General features: G+C 68.9%; 10 protein-coding genes and 1 tRNA gene. 6 read left to right on the forward strand and 5 right to left on the reverse strand.

What is annotated here, in order from left to right:
* Positions 1-209: 209 nt before the first annotated feature.
* From ER13_RS14535 to arfB, 3 genes are read left to right on the forward strand one after another with little or no spacing between them, the layout of a single operon-like run.
* Positions 210-533 carry an energy transducer TonB gene (locus ER13_RS14535; protein ID WP_231492563.1) on the forward strand — a complete coding sequence of 108 codons (324 nt, stop codon included), beginning with the start codon at positions 210-212 and terminating at the stop codon, positions 531-533.
* A gap of 54 nt (positions 534-587) precedes the next feature.
* A complete protein-coding gene (locus tag ER13_RS14540; protein WP_008262614.1) occupies positions 588-1,058 on the forward strand; it encodes a YaiI/YqxD family protein in 471 nt (156 codons plus the stop codon).
* Complete coding sequence (gene arfB / locus ER13_RS14545; RefSeq protein WP_008262497.1) at positions 1,055-1,456, forward strand: alternative ribosome rescue aminoacyl-tRNA hydrolase ArfB; 402 nt, start codon at positions 1,055-1,057, stop codon at positions 1,454-1,456. Before ER13_RS14540 ends, arfB begins: the two co-directional genes overlap by 4 nt.
* Positions 1,457-1,459: 3 nt before the next feature.
* Here arfB and ER13_RS14550 read toward each other — a convergent pair whose 3' ends face one another.
* From ER13_RS14550 to ER13_RS14565, 4 genes are read right to left on the reverse strand one after another with little or no spacing between them, the layout of a single operon-like run.
* Positions 1,460-1,927, reverse strand: a complete 468-nt coding sequence (locus ER13_RS14550) for a hypothetical protein (RefSeq protein WP_008261199.1) — start codon at positions 1,925-1,927, stop codon at positions 1,460-1,462.
* Positions 1,928-1,940: 13 nt separating this feature from the next.
* Positions 1,941-3,518, reverse strand: a complete 1,578-nt coding sequence (gene ubiB / locus ER13_RS14555) for a 2-polyprenylphenol 6-hydroxylase (RefSeq protein ID WP_035310365.1) — start codon at positions 3,516-3,518, stop codon at positions 1,941-1,943.
* Positions 3,506-4,294: a class I SAM-dependent methyltransferase gene (locus ER13_RS14560; RefSeq protein ID WP_008259087.1), complete on the reverse strand. Its 789-nt coding sequence runs from the start codon at positions 4,292-4,294 to the stop codon at positions 3,506-3,508. Before ER13_RS14560 ends, ubiB begins: the two co-directional genes overlap by 13 nt.
* A 31-nt stretch (positions 4,295-4,325) precedes the next feature.
* Entirely contained in the window at positions 4,326-5,060 is a 735-nt protein-coding gene (locus tag ER13_RS14565; protein ID WP_035310368.1) for a Crp/Fnr family transcriptional regulator, read from the reverse strand.
* Between the two features lie 150 nt (positions 5,061-5,210).
* On the opposite strand from ER13_RS14565, the gene ER13_RS14570 reads away from it, so the two are divergent.
* The 3 genes from ER13_RS14570 to ER13_RS14580 all read left to right on the forward strand — a co-directional run bounded on the left by ER13_RS14570 (position 5,211) and on the right by ER13_RS14580 (position 6,642).
* Entirely contained in the window at positions 5,211-5,516 is a 306-nt protein-coding gene (locus tag ER13_RS14570; RefSeq protein WP_035310370.1) for a 4a-hydroxytetrahydrobiopterin dehydratase, read from the forward strand.
* Entirely contained in the window at positions 5,513-6,316 is an 804-nt protein-coding gene (locus ER13_RS14575; protein ID WP_008261680.1) for an SDR family oxidoreductase, read from the forward strand. Before ER13_RS14570 ends, ER13_RS14575 begins: the two co-directional genes overlap by 4 nt.
* 249 nt (positions 6,317-6,565) lie before the next feature.
* Positions 6,566-6,642 (forward strand) — tRNA-Arg (locus ER13_RS14580).
* A 22-nt stretch (positions 6,643-6,664) separates the two neighbouring features.
* On the opposite strand, the gene ER13_RS14585 is transcribed toward ER13_RS14580, so the two are convergent.
* Positions 6,665-7,870, reverse strand: coding sequence for an alkaline phosphatase (locus ER13_RS14585; protein ID WP_052005140.1), 1,206 nt, complete (start codon positions 7,868-7,870; stop codon positions 6,665-6,667).
* Positions 7,871-7,970 lie beyond the last annotated feature (100 nt).

Consider the following 7,970-nt stretch of genomic DNA (forward strand, 5'->3'; position numbering starts at 1 on the left):
CCCACACCCGTCTCCCCCCCTCTGGGGGACGCAGCGCGGCGCGTGTTCCGCGCCGTGACGGAGGGGGTGCGTCCGCAAGACCGGCGCCGTCTTTGACTGGAACGTGGCGGAAGTGGAACTTGGGCCGATAGTCTAGAGACCGATAGAGATCCATCGTAAGGGCTGGTGGCCTTGTCGATGGATATCCGGCCCGATCCGAGGAGAATTTGGTGCTCACTGCAATCATGATGGCCGCAGCGGTGCAGGCGGTTGCGACGGATGAATTTCCGAAACAGGCCTATGTGATGGTGCAATGTGTCGCCGGGCCGAACGAGACGGTCAGCGATTGTCGGGTGCTGGAAGTCAGCCACCCCGGCCAAGGCCTCGAAGACGCCGCCATAGCCATGGTCCGCCGCGGGCGAATAGGGCAGAGCAACGGCGTGGCCGTGGGTCAGACGTTTCGGATCAGGATTGCTTTCCGTTTAGCTGACGAGGACGATGAGACGCCCCCGCCAAAATCGATTGGCGGCGAGGCGACCCCCAGCTCAAACTGACGGGTTTGGCGCAGGGAGTCGACGACCCGCCCCCGTCCGCGCTAGGTCAGGCCCATGCCGACCGCCCTCTACATCGACGCCGACGCCTGCCCGGTGAAGGAGGAGGTCTATCGCGTCGCACGACGCTATGGGCTGAAGACCTATGTGGTCTCCAACGGCTGGATGCAGGTCCCGCGCGAGGCCCTGATCGAACAGGTGGTGGTGGACGCCGGGCCGGACGTGGCCGACGACTGGATCGCCGAGCGGGCGGGCCTGGGCGATGTGGTGATCACCGCCGACATTCCCCTGGCCGACCGCTGTCTGAAGGCCGGCGCCCAGGCGCTGAAGTCGAACGGCCAGGCCTTCACCCTGGACTCGATCGGCTCGGCCCTGGCCGGGCGGATGGTGGGCGAGCATCTGCGGTCGATGGGGGTGGCCACCTCGGGTCCGCCGCCGTTTTCGGCCGCCGACCGCTCGCGCTTCCTCCAGGCCCTGGACCAGGCCGTGGTCAAGGCGCGCCGGGTCGCGCCCCCGAGCCAGCCATGACGACGATTCCCGAGGACGAGCTGGAGTTCCACTTCTATCGCGCCGGCGGACCGGGCGGCCAGAACGTCAACAAGGTCTCGACCGCCGTCCAGATGCGGTTCGACGTGAAGAACTCCCCCAGCCTGACCGAGCCGGTCAAGGCGCGGCTGATGAAACTGGCCGGCAGCCGGCTGACGCTGGAGGGAGTGATCCTGATCACCGCCGTGCGCCACCGCACCCAGGAGCGCAACCGCGCCGACGCGATGGAACGGCTTCAGGCCCTGGTGGACGAGGCCTCGATCAGGCCCGTCTTCCGCGTCCCCACCCGCCCGACCAAGGCCTCGAAGGAGCGCCGGCTGAAGGCCAAGACCAGCCGCGCCTCAATCAAGTCGGGACGCGGCCGGCCGACGCTGGACTAGGACTCAGCTCTCGACCGGACGGAACAGCAGGGCGGCGATCTTGTCGTCGGCGTCGAAGCCGATCACCCATTCGGTGACCTGGTTGTCGAAGGTCACCTTGAACAGATGGGCCTCGCCTTCCGGCCGTTCGAAGGCGACGGTCTTGACCGCGCCGAAGCCCTTGACCAGCGGCGCGACCTGATCCGCCTGCTGGCGGATCTGGGCCGCCAGGCTGTCGGTGAAGACCGAATAGTCGAAGCCCGGACCCTGGGCCGCCGCGATCACGGCGCGCAGCGCCTCTTCAGACCGGGCGATGTCGGGTGCGGTCGCCGCAACGGCGGGAGCGGTCGGCGCCGGCTGGGCCGGTTGAGATTGCGCCTGGGCCGGCCGGTCGAAACTGTTCGGCACGGAGCCGGCTGCGGCGCCGCCGGATTGGGCGATTGCGGAGGCCGGGGCCAGAAGCAGGGCTACGGCGATCAGGGTCGTCTTCATGCGAAGGCTCCGGTCAGGACAGATAGGGCCAGAGCGAAAGGCCCAAGGCCGTCAGGGCCGCGATGACCGCGACCGTGACTGAAGCCGTGACCCAAGCGGGAGTTCCCGACTTTTCGATGACCACCGCCGCGGGACGCGGCGGCTCCTGCACCAGGCGCGAGATGGCGCGCGCCGCCGCGATCATCTCGTTCAGGGCGTCGCGCGCCTGGGCCTGGGGCCCCAGTTCGCGGCGGATCCAGCGTTCGACCACCGGCTGGGCGGCCTTCCACAGGTCGTGGTCCGGCTGAAGCCGACGCGCCACCCCCTCGACCGAGACCATGGTCTTTTGCAGCAGGATCAGTTCGGGCCTCAGCCGCATGTCGAACAGGGCGGTGATCTCGAACAACTGACCCAGCAGCCGGCCCATCGACACCTGGCTGGCGGCGCGTCCGATCACCGGCTCGCCCGCGGCGCGCAGGGCCTGGGCGAAGGTCTCGACGGAGTGATGCGGCGGGACATAGCCGGCCTCGAAATGGACCCGGGCGATCCGGTCGTAGTCGCGGCTGATGAAGCCCCACAGGATCTCGGCCAGATAGCGCCGCTCGGCCGGCCCAAGCCGCCCCACGATGCCGAAGTCGATGGCGGTCAGATGGGCCGGGGCGCTGGCGAACAGATTGCCCTCGTGCAGATCGGCGTGGAACACCCCGTGATCCAGGGCCTGAACCAGGAAGGCCCGCACCACATTGTCGGCCAGCAGATCGACATCCAGGCCCGGCAGGTCGGTCAGGGCCGGATCGGTCATGGGCAGCCCTTGCGCCCATTCCAGCGTCAGCACCCGCTTGCCCACCCCGTCCCACACCACGGCGGGGGCGGACATATAGCCGTCCTTGGCCATGACATCGGCCATCTCGCTGGCGGCGGCCGCCTCCAGCCGCATGTCCAGCTCCAGATCCATGGAATTGGCGATGGTCTCGACGAAGGCCTGGGGCTCGAGCCGGCGCGACAGGGGAACCAGCCGGTACACCAGGGCGGCGCCCAGCCGCATGGCGTCCAGGCCGTCGGCGACGCGGCGCTCGACCCCCGGCCGCAGCACCTTGACCGCCACCGCACGCCCATCCGCCAGGGTCGCCCGGTGCGCCTGGGCCAGGGAGGCGGCGGCGACCGGCGGGCTCAGGTCGGTGAACAGGCTCTCGACCGGCCGACCCAGCGATTTCTCGATCTCGCGCCGCGCCTCTTCCAGCGGGAAGGGCGGCAGGGCGTCCTTCAACCGGCCCAGGTCGCGTGCGAACTGCAGGCCGAAGATGTCGGCGCGGGTGGCCAGGACCTGGCCCAGCTTGATCGCCACCGGCCCCAGATGCTCAAACGCCTTGCCCAGCCTCTGGCCCGGCCGGCCCTGACGTCCGTCGCGGCCGGACAGCATCTGCACCGCGCGGGCGAAGGGTCGGGCCCAGACGGGCAGCAGGGGATTGGCCTCGCGCGGGATCAGGGCGTCATGACGCGCCAGAACCCACAGCCAGCCCAGCAGGCGCAGAAAGGCCGCCACAGGATTCTGCACCGCCACGGCGGCGGGCGGCGGCGGGGCCGTGCGATAGACCCGGGTCAGATCGCCCACCCGTGGTGGATGGCGGCGATCCCGCCCGACAGATTGGTCACCGACACGCGCTTGAAGCCGGCGTCCTCGATCAGGGCCTTGAAGGCCGCCTGGTCCGGGAAGCGGCGGATGCTCTCGACCAGATACTGATAGCTGTCGCGATCCTTGGCCACCCAGCCGCCGATGCGCGGAATGGCGTGGAAGGACCAGGCGTCATAGGCCGCGCGGATCGGCCCGGTCGTCGGGCGCGAGAACTCCAGGCACAGGAACCGGCCGCCCGGCTTCAGCACGCGCCGCGCCTCGGCCAGGGCCTTGTCGATATGGGCCACGTTGCGGATGCCGAAACTGATCGAATAGGCGTCGACCGAGGCGTCCGGCAGCGGCAGGGCCATGGCGTCGCCGACCGACCAGCTCATCTCCGGCTCGCCGCCCTTGTGCACCCCGGCCAGGATCATTTCGGCGTTGTAGTCCAGCACGATCACCGAGGCGTCCTCGCCGCCGCGCCGCTCCTGGGCCGCGCGCGCCATCTTGGAATAGCGCCGGGCCATGTCGCCGGTGCCGCCGGCCACGTCCAGGATGGTCTCGCCGGGCCGAGGGTTCAGCTTGGCCGCCGCCGCGTCCTTCCAGAGGCGGTGGACGCCCACGCTCATCAGGTCGTTCATGACGTCATAGCTGGAAGCGACGGAATCGAAGACCCCGCGCACCATCTTGACCTTCTCGCGCGCATCGACGTCGCGGAAGCCGAAAGAGGAACGGTCGCCCGACGAATGCGGGCCGTGGGAGGAGGCGTCGGTCATGCGCGCGGTCTAGCGCGTCGCGGGCCGCCCGTCACGCGTCACTAGAGCCTGATCGCATCGCTTCCGACCCGGCTTGGGGCTGGGGCAGTTCGAGATCCTTCATCACCTCGCGCATCAGGCCGTAACAGCCGCACGACGCTTCCTCCAGCCCGTCGCGGTCCAGCACCCGGACCCAGCCCCGGCCCCGCTGGATCAGGTCCTTGCCTTCCAGCACGGTCCCGACCTCGGAGACCGTGGCGCGGCGCACGCCCAGCATGCCGGCGATATCGGCCTGGGTCAGGTCGATCCGATCGTCCTCGGCCCGGTCGTGCAGGGTCAGCAGCCAGCGCGCCAACCGCTCGTCCAGCCGGTGCTGGGCGTTGCAGGCGGCGGCCTGCTGCACCTGGGCCATCAGGCCTTCGGTGAAACGCGACAGGGCCTGGCGCAGGCCTTCGCTCTCATCCAGCGCCTCGCCGAACACCTCGGCCGAACAGCAGACGGCCACGCCGTCGCGCTGGGAGACGGCGCGGCTGGCGGCGCGGGCGTTGAACGGGCCGCAGGTCACCCCCACCAGGCCCTCGCGCCCGATGGCGGCGGTCTCCACCATCTTGTCGTCCGGCAGGACGGTCATCAGCGACACCACGCCCTTCAGCGGGAACCAGACCTGATCGACCGCCTCGCCGGCGTCGTACAGCATCTGGCCGCGCGCGATCTGGTGCTCGCTCAGATGAGGTTCGATCCGCTTCCGGTCGGCCGCGTCCAGAGCGGCGAGCCACAGATTGTCCATATCCACTTCCTCCGCGCCAGAAACGGCGACGCTTTCGCGACGTCCGATAACGCCAGAGCTTGCTCATGCGTTCCGCGACCGTCGGAGACGCTTGCGCACGCTTGCCGCGATCCGTCGGGCGCCTTACGCCGGAAGAAAAGAGGAAAGCCCATGACCGACACTCGCCTTGACGTTGCGGAAACCCTGAAGACCCTGCCGGCCTGGCGCCCCCATGACGGCGACCGGGCGGCCATTTCGCGCAGTCTCAAGTTCGCTGATTTCAACGCCGCCTTCGGCTTCATGACCCGCGTCGCCCTGATGGCCGACAAGATGGATCACCATCCGGAATGGTCGAACGTCTATGACCGGGTCGAGGTGTTGCTGACCACCCACGACGCCGACGGCGTGACCGACAGGGACGTGACCCTGGCCCGGTTCATCGACCGCGCCGCCGCCGACATGGGAGCGATCTCGTGAGCGCCGCTTCCTCCGCCCGCCCCGGCCGCGTCGCCGGCAAGACCGTCCTGATCACCGGCGCCGCCGGCGGCCTGGGCGAGGCCATGGCCGCCATGATGGCCCGCGAGGGCGCCCGCCTGGCCCTGACCGACATCGACGGCGGCCGCGTCGCCGCCCTGGCCGAGCGGATCAACGCCGAAATCCCCGGCGCCGCCTTCGCCTACGCCCACGACGTGGCCAGCGAAGCCGACTGGGAACGGGTCATCGCCGCCGCCGTCGCCGATCTGGGCGGCCTGTCGGTCCTGGTCAACAACGCCGGCGTCGGCGGCCCTCTGGCCTTCGTCGAACAGGACACGGTCGACAACTGGCAGCGTCAGTACGAGATCAATCTGCGTTCGATCATGCTGGGCGCCAAACACGCCATGCCGCACCTGCGCGCCGCCGCCCCGGCCTCGATCGTCAATATCTCGTCCATCGCGGGCCTGGTCGCCGCCCCCGGCATGGGCGCCTACAACGCCACCAAGGCCGCCGTCTGGATGTACACCAAGACCCTGGCGCTCGAGGCGGCCAAGGCCGACTGGAACGTGCGCTGCAACTCGGTCCATCCGGTCTTCATCAAGACCCCGATCCTCGACCCCTTCATCGCCCTGGCCGGCGGCGACGAGGCCAAGGCCCACGAACGCCTGACCCGCGGCATTCCCCTGAAACGGATCGGCGAACCCGACGACGTGGCCTACTGCGTCCTCTATCTCGCCTCCGACGAGTCCAAGTTCGTCACGGGGTCCGAGTTCAAGATCGACGGGGGCATGACCGCGCAATAGGGCGCGCGCGCCCTTTCTTTTGGGCCTACCGCGCTTCGCGCTGCTTGAGGCCGGGCTTAGGGGGCCTATCGCGCTTCGCGCTGCTTGAGGCCGGGAGTCTTTTGGGCCTACCGCGCTTCGTGCTGCTTGAGGCCGGGGACGCCCGGCGACGGCGGTTGGAAGACAGTCATCCGACCGTCATCCGCTTATTCGGGATTGAGGCCGCCCGCAGCTTGCTGTAAGCGGCCCTTTCGGCGTCACGCCGCATGCGCACCCGTAGCTCAGCTGGATAGAGTACTGCCCTCCGAAGGCAGGGGTCACAGGTTCGAATCCTGTCGGGTGCGCCACTTCCTCTCTTGTCTTGAAGTCTCAGTCGCCGGACGAGGGCGTCCAGCCGAAGGCCTTCATCATCACCTCGAACAGATGGGTGTTGGGGAAATAGCCCCGCACCCGTTCGGCGCCGACGCCGATGGCCAGGGCCGGGACCTCCTCGGCCGTATGGGTGCGGTTGACCATGACATTCTCCAGCCGCACCACGCGCTCGTCGCCGTCCCGCGCCTTCCAGGCCTCATAGCCTTCCAGCAGGGGCTGGCCGCGACGCCCGCCGTCGACCTGCAGGCCGAAGGAATGGTCGGCGGTGAAGATCATCAGGGTGTCGTCCAGATCGACGCGCGACTGCACCTCGGCGATCAGCCGGTCCAGGTCGGCGATGTTCTGCAGGCCTTCGCGCGGATCGTCGGTATGGGCGTCCCATTCCACCACCAGCAGATAGCCCTTGTCCCCGGCCTGCAGCAGGTCCAGCGCCCTCAGGGTCGCCGCCCGCACGTCGATCTCTTCGGCCACGACCACGGGCCGCCGGTTCGCCGCCGGCGCCGCCTCCAGCGTCGCATAGATCGGCCGGTCGTGCGCCCGGGCCAGGCTGTCGTAGCTGACGCCGTTCGCCGCCATCTGTTCGGCGATCTCCGTCCGGCCCGATCCGATCAGCACATCCACCCCGTCGCCGAAGCGCGGCGAAAAGGCCTGGGGGAAGATCTCGCCCCATTTGCCGCGGTCGTTCGAATGGGCGTAGGTCGCGGCCGGGGTCGCGTCGGTGATCGGACGGTCGGTCACCACCCCGGTCAGCAGGCCGTGTTGCTCGGCGTATTCCAGCACCGTCTGGGTCGGGGTCCCGTCGCGCCGGCCGCGTTCGCCGTCCGGCCCCTGGCTGATCACCCCATTGTGGGTCTTCACCCCGGTCACGATGGCGCTCATGCCGTTGGCCGAGTCCGACACGAAGGCGTCGACCGGCGATGTCTCGCTCAGCCCCAGGTTCGGCCACTGCTGGATATGGAGCCTCAGCGGCTCGCCATAGGCCATCACGCTGGCCGCATGGACCGAGGCCACGCCCCCGGCGTCCGCCAGAAACAGGATCACATTCTTCGCCCGGCCCTGGCTCTGGCTCTGGCTCTGTTCGACCGGCGGACGGGCCGCCGTCTGGGCCGAGGCTCCAGAGGCGCCCCCCGAGGCGCCCCCCGAGGCGCAAAGACCGATCGCAAGCGCGAGGGCGGAAACCAGGCGGAGGGAGACAGGGGACATGGGCTGTCTCTTCTAAACATCTCAAGCTGCCGACGATCTACCCTCTGTAGATCTCGGGGTGCGCCGATCCGCAACAACAATAAAAATACCATGAAAAATA

This window comes from Brevundimonas sp. EAKA, assembly GCF_000698025.1.
GTDB classification, from domain to species: Bacteria; Pseudomonadota; Alphaproteobacteria; order Caulobacterales; family Caulobacteraceae; genus Brevundimonas; species Brevundimonas mediterranea_A.